This is a genomic window from Pseudomonas sp. RC10-4-2 (assembly GCF_050433085.1).
In the GTDB taxonomy this organism is placed as follows: domain Bacteria; phylum Pseudomonadota; class Gammaproteobacteria; order Pseudomonadales; family Pseudomonadaceae; genus Pseudomonas; species Pseudomonas aeruginosa.
The window spans coordinates 628,019-642,745 of sequence record NZ_JBNPXX010000001.1; the positions used below are offsets into that span (position 1 = coordinate 628,019).

General features: G+C 68.1%; 16 protein-coding genes. 12 read left to right on the plus strand and 4 right to left on the minus strand.

What is annotated here, in order from left to right; genetic code table 11:
- Positions 1 to 9 precede the first annotated feature (9 nt).
- From FHW81_RS02975 to FHW81_RS02990, 4 genes are read left to right on the plus strand one after another with little or no spacing between them, the layout of a single operon-like run.
- Complete coding sequence (locus tag FHW81_RS02975) at positions 10 to 756, plus strand: TIGR00266 family protein (protein ID WP_003113847.1); 747 nt, start codon at positions 10 to 12, stop codon at positions 754 to 756.
- The gene (locus FHW81_RS02980; RefSeq protein WP_003103721.1) at positions 753 to 1,658 is read left to right on the plus strand and encodes an alpha/beta hydrolase; all 906 of its coding nucleotides are present in this window, start codon (positions 753 to 755) and stop codon (positions 1,656 to 1,658) included. The genes FHW81_RS02975 and FHW81_RS02980 overlap by 4 nt, the downstream gene beginning before the upstream one ends.
- A complete protein-coding gene (locus FHW81_RS02985) occupies positions 1,655 to 1,978 on the plus strand; it encodes a hypothetical protein (RefSeq protein WP_003092509.1) in 324 nt (107 codons plus the stop codon). The genes FHW81_RS02980 and FHW81_RS02985 overlap by 4 nt, the downstream gene beginning before the upstream one ends.
- A complete protein-coding gene (locus tag FHW81_RS02990) occupies positions 1,975 to 2,496 on the plus strand; it encodes an O-acetyl-ADP-ribose deacetylase (RefSeq protein ID WP_003143214.1) in 522 nt (173 codons plus the stop codon). The genes FHW81_RS02985 and FHW81_RS02990 overlap by 4 nt, the downstream gene beginning before the upstream one ends.
- Positions 2,497 to 2,571: 75 nt before the next feature.
- Here the strand turns inward: FHW81_RS02990 and FHW81_RS02995 are convergent, their stop codons facing one another.
- The 3 genes from FHW81_RS02995 to FHW81_RS03005 form a co-directional block, all read right to left on the minus strand.
- On the minus strand, positions 2,572 to 3,357 hold the full coding sequence (locus FHW81_RS02995; protein ID WP_003092499.1) for an OmpA family protein: 786 nt from the start codon (positions 3,355 to 3,357) through the stop codon (positions 2,572 to 2,574).
- A 48-nt stretch (positions 3,358 to 3,405) separates the two neighbouring features.
- Positions 3,406 to 3,810 (minus strand): DUF4398 domain-containing protein, encoded by a 405-nt coding sequence (locus FHW81_RS03000; RefSeq protein WP_003092495.1) that lies wholly within the window; start codon positions 3,808 to 3,810, stop codon positions 3,406 to 3,408.
- Positions 3,811 to 4,189: 379 nt separating this feature from the next.
- Complete coding sequence (locus FHW81_RS03005) at positions 4,190 to 6,406, minus strand: heavy metal translocating P-type ATPase (RefSeq protein ID WP_003117471.1); 2,217 nt, start codon at positions 6,404 to 6,406, stop codon at positions 4,190 to 4,192.
- A 113-nt stretch (positions 6,407 to 6,519) separates the two neighbouring features.
- Here FHW81_RS03005 and cadR point away from each other — a divergent pair, with 113 nt between their 5' ends.
- Entirely contained in the window at positions 6,520 to 6,990 is a 471-nt protein-coding gene (gene cadR, locus FHW81_RS03010; RefSeq protein ID WP_003103716.1) for a Cd(II)/Pb(II)-responsive transcriptional regulator, read from the plus strand.
- Between the two features lie 8 nt (positions 6,991 to 6,998).
- Here cadR and FHW81_RS03015 read toward each other — a convergent pair whose 3' ends face one another.
- Entirely contained in the window at positions 6,999 to 7,343 is a 345-nt protein-coding gene (locus FHW81_RS03015; protein WP_003092488.1) for a hypothetical protein, read from the minus strand.
- A gap of 206 nt (positions 7,344 to 7,549) precedes the next feature.
- Between FHW81_RS03015 and ppc the strand changes: the two genes are divergently transcribed.
- The 7 genes from ppc to FHW81_RS03050 all read left to right on the plus strand — a co-directional run bounded on the left by ppc (position 7,550) and on the right by FHW81_RS03050 (position 14,681).
- On the plus strand, positions 7,550 to 10,186 hold the full coding sequence (ppc, locus tag FHW81_RS03020) for a phosphoenolpyruvate carboxylase (protein WP_106120614.1): 2,637 nt from the start codon (positions 7,550 to 7,552) through the stop codon (positions 10,184 to 10,186).
- A 160-nt stretch (positions 10,187 to 10,346) separates the two neighbouring features.
- Positions 10,347 to 10,994, plus strand: coding sequence for an adenylate kinase (gene adk / locus FHW81_RS03025; protein ID WP_003092485.1), 648 nt, complete (start codon positions 10,347 to 10,349; stop codon positions 10,992 to 10,994).
- A gap of 103 nt (positions 10,995 to 11,097) precedes the next feature.
- Positions 11,098 to 11,778, plus strand: a complete 681-nt coding sequence (gene tsaB / locus FHW81_RS03030) for a tRNA (adenosine(37)-N6)-threonylcarbamoyltransferase complex dimerization subunit type 1 TsaB (protein WP_106120615.1) — start codon at positions 11,098 to 11,100, stop codon at positions 11,776 to 11,778.
- 73 nt (positions 11,779 to 11,851) lie between these two features.
- Positions 11,852 to 12,199 carry a hypothetical protein gene (locus tag FHW81_RS03035; protein WP_003098661.1) on the plus strand — a complete coding sequence of 116 codons (348 nt, stop codon included), beginning with the start codon at positions 11,852 to 11,854 and terminating at the stop codon, positions 12,197 to 12,199.
- A gap of 18 nt (positions 12,200 to 12,217) precedes the next feature.
- Entirely contained in the window at positions 12,218 to 13,084 is an 867-nt protein-coding gene (locus tag FHW81_RS03040; protein ID WP_003159440.1) for a DUF72 domain-containing protein, read from the plus strand.
- Between the two features lie 72 nt (positions 13,085 to 13,156).
- Positions 13,157 to 13,981 (plus strand): isocitrate lyase/PEP mutase family protein, encoded by an 825-nt coding sequence (locus FHW81_RS03045; protein WP_106120616.1) that lies wholly within the window; start codon positions 13,157 to 13,159, stop codon positions 13,979 to 13,981.
- Positions 13,982 to 13,985: 4 nt separating this feature from the next.
- On the plus strand, positions 13,986 to 14,681 hold the full coding sequence (locus FHW81_RS03050; protein ID WP_106120617.1) for an extensin family protein: 696 nt from the start codon (positions 13,986 to 13,988) through the stop codon (positions 14,679 to 14,681).
- The last annotated feature ends 46 nt before the right edge of the window (positions 14,682 to 14,727 follow it).

The window sequence follows — 14,727 nt, forward strand, 5'->3', positions numbered from 1 at the left end:
AGAACGGCGATGGCCAGCCACGAACTCGACTACCGCATCCTCGGCGAATCCATGCAGACCGTGGAGATCGAACTCGACCCCGGGGAAACCGTGATCGCCGAGGCCGGGGCAATGAACTACATGACCGGCGACATCCGCTTCACCGCGCGGATGGGCGACGGCTCCGACGGCAGCCTGCTGGGCAAGCTGTGGAGCGCCGGCAAGCGCAAGCTCGGTGGCGAGTCGGTGTTCATGACCCACTTCACCAACGAAGGCCAGGGCAAGCAGCACGTGGCCTTTGCCGCGCCCTATCCGGGCAGCGTGGTGGCGGTGGACCTGGACGATGTCGGCGGGCGCCTGTTCTGCCAGAAGGACTCGTTCCTCTGCGCAGCCTATGGCACCCGGGTCGGCATCGCCTTCACCAAGCGCCTGGGCGCCGGTTTCTTCGGCGGCGAGGGCTTCATCCTGCAGAAGCTCGAGGGCGATGGCCTGGTCTTCGTCCACGCGGGCGGCACGCTGATCCGCCGCCAGTTGAATGGCGAGACGCTGCGGGTCGACACCGGTTGCCTGGTGGCCTTCACCGACGGTATCGACTACGACGTGCAACTGGCCGGCGGCCTGAAGAGCATGCTGTTCGGCGGCGAAGGATTGCTGCTGACCACCCTCAAGGGCAGCGGCACCGTCTGGCTGCAGAGCCTGCCGTTCTCGCGCCTGGCCGGGCGCATCTACGACGCCACCTTTCGCGCCCGCGAAGAGGTAAGGACCAACAACGGATGAAGCGCCTGCTGATCCCGCTGCTGGTACTCGGCGCGCTGTTCCTCGGTGGCTGCAGTTCGCTGCTGTTCTATCCCGAGCCGGTGGTGCAGATCACTCCGGCGCGCGCCGGGCTGGAGTACCGCGACGTCACCCTGACCACCGCCGACGGCGTGCGCCTGCGCGCCTGGTGGCTGCCGGCGAAGAAAGGCGTGCCGGTGAAAGGCACTGTGCTCTACCTGCACGGCAACGGCGGCAACCTGTCCTGGCACCTCGGCGGCACGTGGTGGCTGCCCGCCGAGGGCTACCAGGTGCTGATGCTCGACTATCGCGGCTACGGCCAGTCGGAGGGCCAGCCGGGACTGCCGGAGGTCTACCGCGACATCGACGCGGCGTTCGCCTGGCTCGACCAGGCGCCGGAGGTGAAGGGCACCGAGCGCGTGCTGCTGGGGCAGAGTCTCGGCGGCGCGCTGGCGATCCACTACCTGGCCGAGCATCCGCAGCGCCAGGGCCAGTTCAAGGCGCTGGTGTTCGACGGGGTACCGGCGAGCTACCGCGGCATCGCCCGGCACATGCTGGACGGTTCCTGGCTGACCTGGCCGCTGCAGGTGCCGCTGTCCTGGCTGGTGCCCGACGACGACAGCGCCATCCATTCGGTGGCGCGGCTTTCTGGCGCACCCATGCTGTTCTTTCACAGCATCGACGATACCATTGTGCCCCTCGAGAACGGCATCGCCCTGTACCGCCAGGCGCGGCCGCCGAAGGTCCTGCAACTGACCCGAGGCGGCCACGTGCAGACCTTCGCCGAAGCGACCTGGCAGGAAGTGATGCTGCGCTTCCTCGACGATCCCCATGGCTTCACCGGCCTGCGCCGGCTGGCCGAAATCCCGAACCGCGAATCCGCGAAACCCGAAGGCAATCCATGAGCGACCGTAACGTACTCCCCTGCATCCTGACCGGCATCGGTACCATCTTCGTCACCGTCGGCGTGCTCTGGTACTACGGCTACCTGCATTTCGCCAAGCCGCAGGACGCCCTGTTGCTGGCCGACTTCACCATGCTGAAGAGCCTGCCCGGCGAAGATGTGAAGCTGTCCCTGGAGCCGGCCAAGCAGGTCGCGCAGTGCATCGATGGCGTCCTGGTGCTGTTCGACACCGAGCAGAAGGGCCTTTCCGGCGTGCTGGTGGACAACAGGAAGCACGCCGTGCGCTGCGCCGGACAGGAAGTCCCGCAGGAAGTGAAATGACCGAGGTCCGCGTCTGGCAGGGAGACATCACCCGTCTTGCGGTGGATGCCATCGTCAACGCGGCGAACTCCTCGCTGCTCGGTGGGGGCGGTGTCGACGGCGCCATCCACCGCGCCGCCGGTGCCGAACTGGTGGCGGCCTGCCGCCTGCTGCACGGTTGCAAGACCGGCGAGGCGAAGATCACCCGTGGGTTCCGTCTGCCGGCGGCCCACGTGATCCACACCGTCGGCCCGGTCTGGCGCGGCGGCGACAACGGCGAACCGGAGCTGCTGGCCAGCTGCTACCGGCGCAGCCTGGTGCTGGCCGAGCAGGCCGGGGCGGCCAGCGTCGCGTTCCCCGCCATCAGCTGCGGCATCTACGGCTATCCCTTGGAGCAGGCCGCGGCCATCGCCGTCGAAGAGGTCTGCCGGCAACGCCCGGCGCACAGCAGCCTGGAGGAAATCGTCCTGGTTGCCTTCGATAGCTCGATGGCCGAGCGCTACCAGCGCTTGCTCGGCGAGCGGCCTGTGGCCCGCTGATACCTGGAAAGCTCAAGCCCCGCCCATGAAAAAGCCCCGCCGGATGGCGGGGCTTTTGGGCTTCCGTAGGGCTTATCAGCCGCTGACGGAGGAGCGTGGCGCGACCGGCTTGGCGTCGTTGGAAATGGTGACTTCCACCCGACGGTTCATGGCACGGCCGGAGCTGGTGCCGTTGCTGGCCACCGGATATTCCTTGCCGTAGCCACGGGTGGCTACGCGTTCCGGGCTGATGCCGCGGCTGAGCAGGGCCATGCGCACCGAGTCGGCACGACGCTCGGACAGGCGCTGGTTGTAGTTGGCGGAACCGGTGCTATCGGTGTAGCCCTCTACGATCACCTGGCGCTCCGGGTTCTGCTGGAGGAACTCGGCCAGTTGCTGGATGTTGCGCATGGCGCCGGGCTTCAGGTCGGACTTGTCGAGATCGAACAGAACGTCGCCGAAGGTCACCATGGTGCCGCGCGAGGTCTGCTTGGCATTCAGTTGGCTACGCAGCTTGTCCAGTTGCGCGGTGCGCGCGTCGAGGCGGGCCTGGGCGCGCTGGGCGGAGGCGTTCTGCAACTGCGCCTCGGCATTGCGCAGGACGATGGTCTGCTTGGCCAGTTCGATGCGCTGGTTGGTCAGGTAGGCCAGTTGGTCCACGTCGCGCTGGTCTTCGCCATCCTGGTAGGCCTTGTCGGCCTTGGCCAGCCAGTCGCCGGCGTCCTTGGTTTCCAGGGCCGCGACCTTGGTCGCGTCGGGCTGCGACTGCAGCGCGGAGAAGTTGCTGCGGGCCTGTTCCAGGTTGGCGTTCGGCGGCGTGGAGCAGGCGGCCAGCGCCAGGGCCAGCAGGGATACGGCGGGGAGGGCAATGTACTTACGCATAGGGGTCATCCTTAATCATGAATCGACGAAAGAAGGGCGGAATCCGGCTTAGTGCTGCGTATCGCGCATGCCTTCCTCACGCAGTTCCATGACGCCCTGCTGGGCATCCTTCACGGCTTTCTGCGCCTTGGCGGCCTGGGTCTTGCGCTCGGCGACCCGGGCGTCCCACTCGGCCTGCTGCGCCAGGCGCTTGGCCTGGTCGTATTCCTTGTCGTTCATGGCGATGCGCGCCTGGCTCAGCTTGTCCTGAGCGGACTTCATCTCGACCGGGGCATATTCCGGGCCGCCGGCGCTCACCGCGTTATTCACCGCGGATTCGGTCACGGCGAACTGCTCGGTCGGCGGGTTGCCGGCGCAGCCGGCCAGGACCAGGCTGCTGCCTACGGCCAGCAGGGCCAGCTTGAGGCCACGCAGGGAACCGGTGTGTTGCTTGCTCATCGCTTTTTGCTCCATGGGAAATTTCCTCTGACAGGGATGCTGATTCCTTGGCTTTCATCTCTGGCCATTACCGTGGGCGCGTTTCCGGCCCTCCGGTCTTTTCTTCCTGCTCACTGAGCAAGCCTCTGCCACGCCTCTGTTTCAGGGGCTTGGCGATTGGCCATGTACTTTTAGTGACTCCCCCGCTGGTTCAGGGGTTCAAAAAAAAATCTGAAATTTTCTGACTGAACAGTCGGCTTCCGGCGTGGTCGCAGAACGCCTCCTCTGCTCACTAAAGCCCGTCCTACAGGGCTCTAGTCCACGAAACGCACAACTGCCGCAGCGCTCCAGGACGGAACACTCGGGCAGAAAAAAGCCCCACCTGAGTGGGGCTGGAGGAGGCCAGTGGGGCCTTTTAGAAACGCTTGCGCAACAGTCGCAGACCGTTGAACACCACCAGCAGGCTGGCGCCCATGTCGGCGAATACCGCCATCCACAGGGTGCCTTCGCCTGCCAGGGTAAGGGCGAGGAACACCGCCTTGATGCCCAGGGCCAGGGTGATGTTCTGGACCAGGATCGCGTGGGTGGTGCGCGACAGCCGGACGAATTGCGGCAACTTGCGCAGGTCGTCGTCCATCAGCGCGACGCCGGCGGTCTCGATGGCCGTGTCGGTGCCCGCCGCGCCCATGGCGAAGCCGATGTCGGCGCGGGCCAGGGCCGGCGCGTCGTTGATCCCGTCGCCGACCATGCCGACCCGCGAGCCGTCGGCCTGGCGCGCTTCCACTTCACGCAGCTTGTCCTCCGGCAGGAGGTTGCCGCGAGCTGCGTCGATGCCTACCTGGGCAGCGATGGCGGCTGCGGTGTGCGGGTTGTCGCCGGTGAGCATCAGGGTCTTCACGTCCAGCGCGTGCAGCTCGCGGATCGCCTCGCGGCTGCTGTCCTTGACCCCGTCGGCGACGGCGAAGAGGGCCCGCACGCGCTGCGGATCGCACAGCGCGATGACCGTCTTGCCCTGGCGTTCCAGGGCGTCCAGGCGCTCTTCCAGGGCCGGCGAGCAGAGGCCCAGTTCCTCCACCAGGCGATGGTTGCCGAGGTGGTAGAGGACGCCGTCGATGCGTCCGCTGACGCCTCGTCCCGGCAAGGCGGCGAGGTCCTCGACCACGCCCAGGGCAAGGCCGTCCTCTTCCGCTGCGTTGGCCACGGCGCGCGATACCGGGTGGTCGGAACGCGCGGCCAGGCTGGCGGCGAGCAGGCGCGCATCCGTCCCGTCAGCCTCCGCGATCGGCAGGTAGTCGGTCTGTTGCGGTTTGCCATGGGTGATGGTGCCGGTCTTGTCGAGGGCGACCCAGGACAGCTTGCGCCCGAGTTCGAGGAACACCCCGCCCTTGATCAGGATGCCCAGGCGCGCCGCGGCGGAAAGGCCGCTGACGATGGTCACCGGGGTGGAGATCACCAGCGCGCAGGGACAGGCGATCACCAGCAGCACCAGGGCGCGGTAGATCCAGTCCAGCCAGGCGCCGCCGAACAGCAGCGGCGGCAGCACCGCGGTGGCGAGGGCGATGAGGAATACCACCGGGGTGTAGACGCGGGCGAAACTGTCGACGAAACGCTGGGTCGGTGCGCGGGAACCCTGGGCTTCCTCCACGGCGTGGATGATCCGGGCCAGGGTGCTGTCGTCGGCGCGGCGGGTGACGCGGTACTCCAGCGCGCCCTCGCCGTTGATGCTGCCGGCGAACACCGGCTCGCCGACCTCCTTCTCCACCGGCAGGCTTTCGCCGGTGATCGGCGCCTGGTTGACGCTGGAGCGGCCGCTGGTCACCTCGCCGTCGAGTGCGATGCGTTCGCCGGGCTTCACGCGCACGGTGGCTTCCAGTTCCACTTGCTTGGCCGGCAGTTCCTTCCATTCGCCGCCGACCAGCACGGTGGCCTGTTCCGGAGCCAGTTGCAGCAGGCCGCGGATGGCGTTGCGCGCGCGATCCAGGGACTTCGCCTCGATCAACTCGGCGATGGCGAACAGCACGCTGACCATCGCCGCTTCCGGCCACTGGCCGATAAGCACGGCGCCGGTCACGGCGATACTCATCAGGGCGTTGATGTTCAGGTTACGGTTCTTCAGTGCGATCCAGCCCTTGCGGTAGGTCGGCAGGCCGGCGCCGAGGATGGCCAGCAGGGCGAGGCCGGCGACCACCCAGTCCGGCGCCAGGCCGAACCATTCGACGATCTCCGAGGCCAGCGCCATCGCGCCGGCCAGGGCCAGCGGCCACCAGGGCTTCGCCGGCGCTTGCGAGGGGCCGTCGGTATTTTCGCCGGCATCCAGCGGCACCGCCTGCATGCCGAGGCCGGCGATCAGCTTCTGCAGCGGCTCGACGCTGTCGAAGCGATGCTGGACGCGCAGCAGGCGCTGCATCAGGTTGAATTCCAGCGACTCCACTGCCGGCTGGCGACCGAGGGCGTCGCGGATCAGGCGCTCCTCGGTCGGGCAGTCCATCGCTTCGATGCGCAGGTCGCTCCAGCGCAACTCGGCGTTGCCGGCCAGGGTTCCGATGGCGGCCACCGCCGGGCGAGGCGCGTGGCGGTGCCCATGATCATGTCCGTGACCGTGACAGCAAGTGTCGGCGTGTTCGTGGCTCATGGAAACAATTCCCGTTTGACGTGTTGGGTGCGATTGCACACCCTGTAGCAACTACAGAGTCAAGCGGTACTGCCAATTCGGGTAGCCGCGTCGGCGATTGGAGGAGGGTTGGCATGAAGATCGGTGAGCTGGCGAAGAGAACCGGTTGCCCGGTAGAGACCATCCGCTACTACGAGCGCGAAGGCCTGTTGCCCGAGCCCGCGCGTAGCGAAGGCAACTATCGGCAATACACCCTGGCGCATGTCGAGCGCCTGTCGTTCATCCGTCACTGCCGCTCGCTGGACATGACCCAGGAGGAAATCCGTACCCTGCTGGCGTTGCGCGACCGTCCCGAGGCGGATTGCGGCACCGCCAACCGGTTGATCGACGAGCACCTGCATCACGTCGAGGTGCGCATCGCCGAACTCCAGGCATTGCGCGAGCAACTGCGGGATCTCGGCTCACGCTGTACGGTCGCCGGCAACAGCCAGGCCTGCGGCATCCTCCGCGAACTGGAGCAGCCCGCGCCGCTGTCGCCAATCGCCGAGGAATGCGCCGAGGCCGGGCACATGCACGTCCCCGGCGTGCACCGCCGGCATGGCTGAAGCCGCGCTCAGTGACTGGAGGTGTCCTGTTGCGCGACCAGTTCGTGCAGGTACTTGCGCGAGAGCGACAGGAAGCGTGGGGTAGGGCCGACATCCTCATAGAGCGGATCGCCCTGTTCGTCGGTGGCCACCACCTGACTCCCCTTCACGTAGGGAAAGCTCGCCTCCAGTTCTTCCAGGGCGGCGCCGACCAGCTCGCCCAGTAGTTCCTCGACGCTGCGCCGCGGATACATCTCGTGCAGCGCGGCGAGGCGCGCGGCGCTTTCGACGTCCAGCGGGATGCTGTAGTGGTTGCGGGCCATGCGGCCCTTGGCGGTGTGTTCCCAATGGCGGACAAGCTCACGGATCTTCATGCTGACCTCTTCAGCCCGGTCGTGGCGGGCGTGCTGGGGGGCCCTCGTGGGGCCGTGCCTCGGTGCGGGCACTTCCTTCAGACTAGACCCGATCGGCGCCGGCAGCCTCGCTTCCGGCCCGGCGGCGCCGTACTGGCACCCTGCGGGCTTGTAAGCGCGGGGGCGCCTGAGCCAAGCTGGTTTCCCACCCGCAGTGGAGACAGGTCATGCCGGAGATCGATGCGCGCCTGCGCGAGGACGTCCACCAACTGGGCGAATTGCTCGGCGACACCATCCGCGAGCAGTACGGCCCGCGGTTCCTCGACAAGATCGAGCTGATCCGCAAGGGCGCCAAGGCTGCCCGCCGCGGTTCCGCGGAGGGCGCCCAGCAGCTCACCGCCACCCTCGACGGGCTCGAGGAAGACGAACTGCTGCCGGTGGCGCGGGCCTTCAACCAGTTCCTCAACCTGGCCAATATCGCCGAGCAATACCACCGTATCCGCCGGCGCCGGCCGAACGAGCCGGAACCCTTCGAGAACCTGGTGCTGGAAGAGCTGCTGGGGCGTCTCAAGGACGCCGGGCATGCCCCCGGGCAACTGGCTCGCCAGCTCGCCGGGCTGGAGATCGAACTGGTGCTGACCGCCCATCCCACCGAGGTGGCGCGGCGCACGCTGATCCAGAAATACGATGCGATCACCGCGCAGCTGGCGGCCAAGGACCATGCCGACCTGCTGCCGGAGGAGCGCAGTCGCATCCAGCAGCGCCTGCAGCGGCTGGTGGCCGAGGCCTGGCATACCGACGAGATCCGCAAGGTCCGGCCGACCCCGGTGGACGAGGCGAAATGGGGCTTCGCGGTGATCGAACATTCTCTCTGGCAGGCCTTGCCGAACGTCCTTCGGCACGTCGACGAGGTACTCCTGCGCAGCACCGGCGAACGCCTGCCGTTGACCGCCGCGCCGCTGCGCTTCGCGTCCTGGATGGGGGGCGACCGCGACGGCAATCCCAACGTCACCGCCAGCGTGACCCGCGAGGTCCTGCTGCTGGCGCGCTGGATGGCCGCCGACCTGTACCTGCGCGATATCGACCGACTGGCCGCCGAGCTGTCCATGCAGCAGGCCTCGCCGCAGCTGCTGGCGCGGGTCGGCGATAGCGCCGAGCCCTATCGCGCCCTGCTCAAGCAATTGCGCGAGCGCCTGCGCGTGACCCGCAACTGGACCCACCAGGCCCTGGCCGGCGAGGTGCCGGCCGCGGAGGGCGTCCTGGAGCACAACCGCGACCTGGTCGAGCCGCTGCAACTGTGCCACGAGTCGCTGCACGCCTGCGGCATGGGCGTGATCGCCGATGGCGCGTTGCTCGACTGCCTGCGCCGCGCCGCCACCTTCGGACTGTTCCTGGTACGCCTGGACGTGCGCCAGGACTCGGCCCGCCATGCCGCCGCGCTGAGCGAGATCACCGAGTACCTGGAGGTGGGCAGCTACGACGAGTGGGACGAGAAGACCCGCCTGGAATTCCTTCTCGAGGAACTGAACAGCCGCCGCCCCCTGCTGCCGGCGCACTACCAGCCTTCGGCGGATACCGCCGAGGTGCTCGCCACCTGCCGGGCGATCGCCGCCGCACCACCGGCGTCGCTGGGGTCCTACGTGATCTCGATGGCCGGCCAGCCGTCCGACGTGCTGGCGGTGCAACTGCTGCTAAAGGAAAGCGGCGTCGACTGGCCGATGCGCGTGGTGCCGCTGTTCGAGACCCTCGACGACCTGGACAACGCCGGCCCCTGCATGGAGCGCCTGCTGACGCTGCCGGGCTACCGTTCGCGGCTGTCCGGGGTGCAGGAAGTGATGATCGGCTACTCCGATTCGGCCAAGGACGCCGGTACCCTCACGGCGGCCTGGGCGCAGTACCGGGCGCAGGAGAAACTGGTGGAGATCTGCCGCCAGCACGAGGTCGAGTTGCTGCTCTTCCACGGCCGCGGCGGTACCGTCGGCCGCGGCGGCGGGCCGGCCCACGCGGCGATCCTGTCGCAGCCGCCGGGTTCGGTGGCCGGGCGCTTCCGGGTCACCGAACAGGGCGAGATGATCCGCTTCAAGTTCGGTCTGCCGGACATCGCCGAACAGAACCTCAATCTCTACCTCGCCGCAGTGCTGGAAGCGACCCTGATGCCGCCGCCGGCTCCGGAGCCGGCCTGGCGCGCGCAGATGGACCGCCTGGCGAAGGACGCGCTGCTGGCCTACCGCAGGGTGGTGCGCGACGATCCGCAGTTCGTCGAGTATTTCCGCCTGGCCACGCCCGAGCAGGAACTGGGCCGTCTGCCGCTGGGCAGCCGCCCGGCCAAGCGCCGCGAAGGCGGGGTGGAGAGCCTGCGGGCGATTCCCTGGATCTTCGCCTGGACCCAGACGCGCCTGATGCTGCCGGCATGGCTTGGCTGGGAGACCGCCTTGCTGAACGCCATCGAGCGTGGCGAGGGCGCGCTGCTCGGGCAGATGCGCGAGCGATGGCCGTTCTTCACCACCCGCATCGACATGCTGGAAATGGTCCTGGCCAAGGCCGACGCGGATATCGCGCGGCTCTACGACGAACGTCTAGTGCCGCTCGAGCTGCGTCCGCTGGGGCGTCGTTTACGCGACCTATTGTCGCAGGCGGTGCGCGTGGTACTGGGACTGACCGGGCAGTCGCTGCTGCTCGCCCACGCCAGCGAGACCCGCGAGTCGATCAGCGTGCGCAACAGCTATCTAGACCCGCTGCACCTGCTCCAGGCTGAGCTTCTGGCCCGTTCGCGGCGCTGCCAGGGCGACGCCTGCGGCGGCCTGGAGCAGGCGCTGCTGGTGACGGTCGCGGGGGTCGCCGCCGGACTGCGCAACACCGGATGAGGGAAGGCGGGGGGCAACTTTCGGTGTCTTGTGCGGTGGGGGGGCGCTGTGTATCTTGGACAGCCTTTTCGGCGCCATACAGTGCCGTTTCCTGCAAATACGAGATTGGCCCCACGAGGCGGATCCAGACTTTCGCTTACCAATTCTAAGGAGCATATCGATGCGTGTGATTCTGCTCGGGGCACCCGGTGCCGGCAAAGGCACCCAGGCACGGTTCATCACCGAGAAGTTCGGCATTCCGCAGATCTCCACTGGCGACATGCTGCGCGCCGCAGTCAAGGCCGGCAGCCCGCTCGGCCAGCAGGTGAAAGGCGTGATGGACAGCGGCGGCCTGGTATCCGACGACATCATCATCGCCCTGATCAAGGAACGCATCACCGAGGCCGATTGCGCCAAGGGCTTCCTGTTCGACGGCTTCCCGCGGACCATCCCGCAGGCCGAAGCGCTGAAGGACGCCGGTGTGACCATCGACCACGTGGTCGAGATCGCCGTCGACGACGAGGAGATCGTGTCGCGTATCGCCGGTCGTCGCGTGCATCCGGCCTCCGGCCGCGTGTACCACACCGAGCACAACCCGCCGAAGGTCGCCGGCAAGGACGACGTTACCGGCGAAGAGCTGATCCAGCGCGAGGACGACAAGGAAGAGACCGTGCGTCACCGCCTGTCGGTCTATCATTCGCAGACCAAGCCGCTGGTCGACTTCTACCAGAAGCTGTCGGCCGCCGAAGGCACCCCGAAATACCACAGCATCGCCGGCGTCGGCTCGGTCGAGCAGATCACCGCGAAAGTGCTTTCGGCCCTGAGCTGATCCGCAGCGCTGTAGCACCGACGGCCCGCTTGCGGGCCGTCGGCGTTTCCGGGGCGGCGAAGGCTGGTACAATCGGCGTCTTTTTCACCACGCGGAACCGTCGATGTCCACTCTGTTGGCCCTGGATACCTCCACCGAAGCCTGCTCCGTCGCCCTGCTCCACGAGGGGCGGGCGCTCAGTCACTACGAGGTGATCCCGCGCCTGCACGCCCAGCGCCTGCTGCCGATGGTCCGCGACCTGCTCGACGAGGCCGGCGTCGCCCTGTCCGCGGTGGACGCCATCGCCTTCGGGCGCGGTCCGGGCGCCTTCACCGGCGTGCGCATCGCCATCGGCGTGGTCCAGGGCCTGGCCTTCGCCCTGCAGCGCCCGGTACTGGCGGTCTCCGACCTGGCGATCCTGGCCCAGCGGGCCTACCGCGAGCAGGGTGCGGAGCGGGTCGCCGCGGCCATCGACGCGCGGATGGACGAGGTCTACTGGGGTTGCTACCAGTTGCAACAGGGCGAGATGCGCCTGGCCGGCAGCGAAGCGGTACTGCCGCCCGAGCGGGTCGCCGTACCGTGGGACGCCGCTGCCGCGGACTGGTTCGGCGCCGGCACCGGCTGGGGCTACGTCGAGCGCATGCCGCAGCGCCCGGCCGCGCTGGACGCGAGCCTGCTGCCGCATGCCGAGGACTTGCTCAGCCTGGCCGGCTTGGCCTGGGCGCGCGGCGAAGGCGTGGAGGCGGAACAGGCGCTGCCGGTGTACCTGCGCGACAACGTGGCGACGCCGAAAAAAGCGCCCTGAAAATGCCGCGCAGCGGTAATTGCCAAGCCTTTCGGGGCTGGCTAGAGTGTGGAGACTTCCCCGGGTTTTGATCATGCGTATCGACGGACTTTCTTCCTCTTCGTTGCCGCTGGAGCGCAGCGCCCGACCGGGCTCCGCGGTCACGCCGTATCGCGACGTGCAGCGCGAGGTCGAGGCGCGGCGCGAGCAGCCGGCGCCGGTTTCCGGCAGCCAGGGCTTCGAGCAGGCGCCGCAGGCGCGCAAGGTCCAGGCCAGTTCGGCGGGCGGCGACAGCCTGCCGGTCAGCGCCCGCGACCTGCTGGCGTTCCAGCGCCCGGTAAGCAGCCATGCGGCGATGGCCCTGGCCAGCTACAACTCCACCGCCAGCCTCAACATCGACGCCGGCGCCGAGGATGTCCTCGGCCTCGACCTCTACGCCTGAGCGGTTCCCTGCGCTCCCGTGGTTTCCCTTCCTTATTTCCTCGGTTGTCCATCCTGGAACGAGGCGGCCTGGCGCGGCAGCTTCTATCCGCGCGAATTGCGTTCCGCCGACTACCTCGGACACTACGGCGGCATCTTCAACGCGGTCGAGGGCAATACCACTTTCTATGCCCGGCCTTCGGCGGAAACCGTGCGGCGCTGGGCCGAGACGATGCCGGCGGGGTTCCGCTTCTGTGCCAAGTTTCCCCGCGATATCAGTCACGAAGGCGACCTGCGCGAACGGCTCGAGGCCGCCGGCGACTTCCTCGAACTGCTGGCGCCGCTTGGCGAAAGGGTCAGCCCGCTGTGGCTGCAACTGTCGGCGGCGTTCACCCCGCAGCGCCTGGGCGAACTGCTGTATTTCCTCGATGAGCTGAGTCCGCGACGGATTGCCGTGGAAGTACGCCACCCGGCGTTCTTCGACAAAGGCGAGGACGAGCGCCTGCTCAACCGCCACCTGCGCGAGCGTGGCGTGGAGCGCATCTGCCTGGATTCGCGGGCGCTGTTCAGTTGCCGTTCGGACGATCCGGCGGTGCTCCACGCCCAGTCGAAGAAGCCGCGCCTGCCGATCCGTCCGGCGGCCTTCAGCGATACGCCACAGGTGCGTTTCATCGGCGGTCCCGACCTGCCGGCCAACGAGGTGTTCCTTTTGCCCTGGGTCGACAAGGTGGCCGACTGGATCGAGGCCGGCCTGACTCCATACGTATTCCTGCATACCCCCGACAATCACCTGGCGGCCCAGCAGGCCCAGCGTTTCCATGCGCTGCTGGACCAGCGCCTGCCAGGCTTGCCGGCGCTACCCGAGCCGATCCCGGCCCCGGAAGTGGAGCAACTGGGCCTGCTCTGAGCGCGGCGCTCGACGCTCCGCCGGCCTGCGCCTAGGCTAGGGAGTCCTTTCCCCGCCACGGAGCCCGCCGCCATGAACAGCCAACGCCAACGCGCCGAACGTTTCCGCGACCTGCACCAGGGGCCCGGCATGCTGGTCCTGCCCAATCCCTGGGATGCCGGTTCGGCGAAGATGCTCGCCAGCCTCGGCTTCGACGCCCTTGCCACCACCAGCGCAGGCCTGGCGTTCTCCCTGGGCCGGCGCGACGCGGAAGGCGCGGTGAGCCGGACCGAGGCGCTGGAAAACGCCCGGGCGATCGTCGCTGCCACCGATCTGCCGGTCGCCGCCGACCTGGAAAACGGCTACGGCGATGCTCCGCAAGACTGCGCCACGACCATCCGCCTGGCCGCCGAGGCCGGTCTGGTCGGTGGTTCCATCGAGGATGCCAGCGGGCGCGCCGGACAGCCCATCTATGAGTTCTCCGCCGCGCTGGAGCGGGTCGCTGCCGCGGTCGAGGCGGCCCGTGCGTTGCCATTTCCGTTCACCCTCTGCGCCCGCGCGGAGAACTTCCTGCATGGTCGCGAGGATCTCGACGACACCCTGCGGCGTCTGCGCGCCTACGCCGATGCCGGCGCCGATGTGCTCTACGCGCCCGGTTTGAACCGCCGCGAACAGATCGTCGCGGTGCTCGAAGCGGTGGCGCCGAAGCCGATCAACGTGCTGGTCGGTTCGCCGCGCCTGGAGCTGTCGCTGGACGAGCTGGAAGCCCTCGGCGTCAAGCGCGTGAGCCTGGGCTCGAATCTTGCCCGGGTCGCCTTCGGCGCTTTCCATCAGGCGGCGCAGGCGCTGGCGCGGCGCGACCTGGAAGCGACCCGTGCGGCGATGCCTTTCGACCGTATCAACGACCTGTTCCGCTGAACCCGTGCGCCGCCTGGCCTGGTTGCTGCCATTACTGCTGCTGGCGGGGGCCATCGGCGCCCTGCGCTACCAGTGGCTCGATCTGCCGGCGCGCTGGAATCCCTGGCTGCCGCTGGACGTGCGCGAACCGCCGAACCTGCTGACCCGCTACAAGCTATGGCGGCTGGCCGACGACCGGAGCCTCTGCGACGCCGCCCTGGCCACCTCGCAACTGCGCGACCAGCGGGTAGCCGACGACCCGCCATCGGCTACCTGCCCGTTGAGCAACAGCCTGCGCGTGCGTGGGGCGGCGCTGGAGTTGAGCAGCAGCTTTCTCGCCAGTTGCTCGCTGGCGGTGAGCTATGCGTTGTTCGAGCGGCACGTGCTGCAACCGGCAGCCCTGGACATCTATGGCCAGCCGCTGGCGCGGGTCGAGCATGTCGGCAGCTTCGCCTGCCGCAACGTCTACAACCGCGAGGACGGTCGGCGCAGCCAGCATGCCTCGGCCAATGCCCTGGACATCAGCGGCTTCCGCCTGGCCGACGGGAGGCGGATCCGCCTGGCCACGGACTGGGCCGGCGAGAGCGCCGACGGGCGCTTCCTGCGCCGCGTGCGGGACGGTGCCTGCGCCAGTTTCAATGCGGTGCTGGGGCCCGACTACAACGCCGCCCACCGGGATCACTTCCACCTCGACATGGGCCTATGGAAGGTCTGCCGGTGAGCGCGCGCGGGCCAACTCTGGCAAAATCCGCGCTTTCCCCGACGAT

Excerpts from the sequence above, each read along its gene's own strand:
- cadR (WP_003103716.1), top strand. The coding sequence starts at position 6,520 with ATGAAGATCGGTGAGCTGGCGAAGAGAACCGGTTGCCCGGTAGAGACC.
- FHW81_RS02980 (WP_003103721.1), top strand. The coding sequence starts at position 753 with ATGAAGCGCCTGCTGATCCCGCTGCTGGTACTCGGCGCGCTGTTCCTC.
- FHW81_RS03045 (WP_106120616.1), top strand. The coding sequence starts at position 13,157 with ATGAACAGCCAACGCCAACGCGCCGAACGTTTCCGCGACCTGCACCAG.
- FHW81_RS02985 (WP_003092509.1), top strand. The coding sequence starts at position 1,655 with ATGAGCGACCGTAACGTACTCCCCTGCATCCTGACCGGCATCGGTACC.
- FHW81_RS03000 (WP_003092495.1), bottom strand. The coding sequence starts at position 3,810 with ATGGAGCAAAAAGCGATGAGCAAGCAACACACCGGTTCCCTGCGTGGC.
- ppc (WP_106120614.1), top strand. The coding sequence starts at position 7,550 with ATGCCGGAGATCGATGCGCGCCTGCGCGAGGACGTCCACCAACTGGGC.
- FHW81_RS03005 (WP_003117471.1), bottom strand. The coding sequence starts at position 6,406 with ATGAGCCACGAACACGCCGACACTTGCTGTCACGGTCACGGACATGAT.
- FHW81_RS02975 (WP_003113847.1), top strand. The coding sequence starts at position 10 with ATGGCCAGCCACGAACTCGACTACCGCATCCTCGGCGAATCCATGCAG.
- adk (WP_003092485.1), top strand. The coding sequence starts at position 10,347 with ATGCGTGTGATTCTGCTCGGGGCACCCGGTGCCGGCAAAGGCACCCAG.
- FHW81_RS03015 (WP_003092488.1), bottom strand. The coding sequence starts at position 7,343 with ATGAAGATCCGTGAGCTTGTCCGCCATTGGGAACACACCGCCAAGGGC.
- tsaB (WP_106120615.1), top strand. The coding sequence starts at position 11,098 with ATGTCCACTCTGTTGGCCCTGGATACCTCCACCGAAGCCTGCTCCGTC.
- FHW81_RS02995 (WP_003092499.1), bottom strand. The coding sequence starts at position 3,357 with ATGCGTAAGTACATTGCCCTCCCCGCCGTATCCCTGCTGGCCCTGGCG.
- FHW81_RS02990 (WP_003143214.1), top strand. The coding sequence starts at position 1,975 with ATGACCGAGGTCCGCGTCTGGCAGGGAGACATCACCCGTCTTGCGGTG.
- FHW81_RS03035 (WP_003098661.1), top strand. The coding sequence starts at position 11,852 with ATGCGTATCGACGGACTTTCTTCCTCTTCGTTGCCGCTGGAGCGCAGC.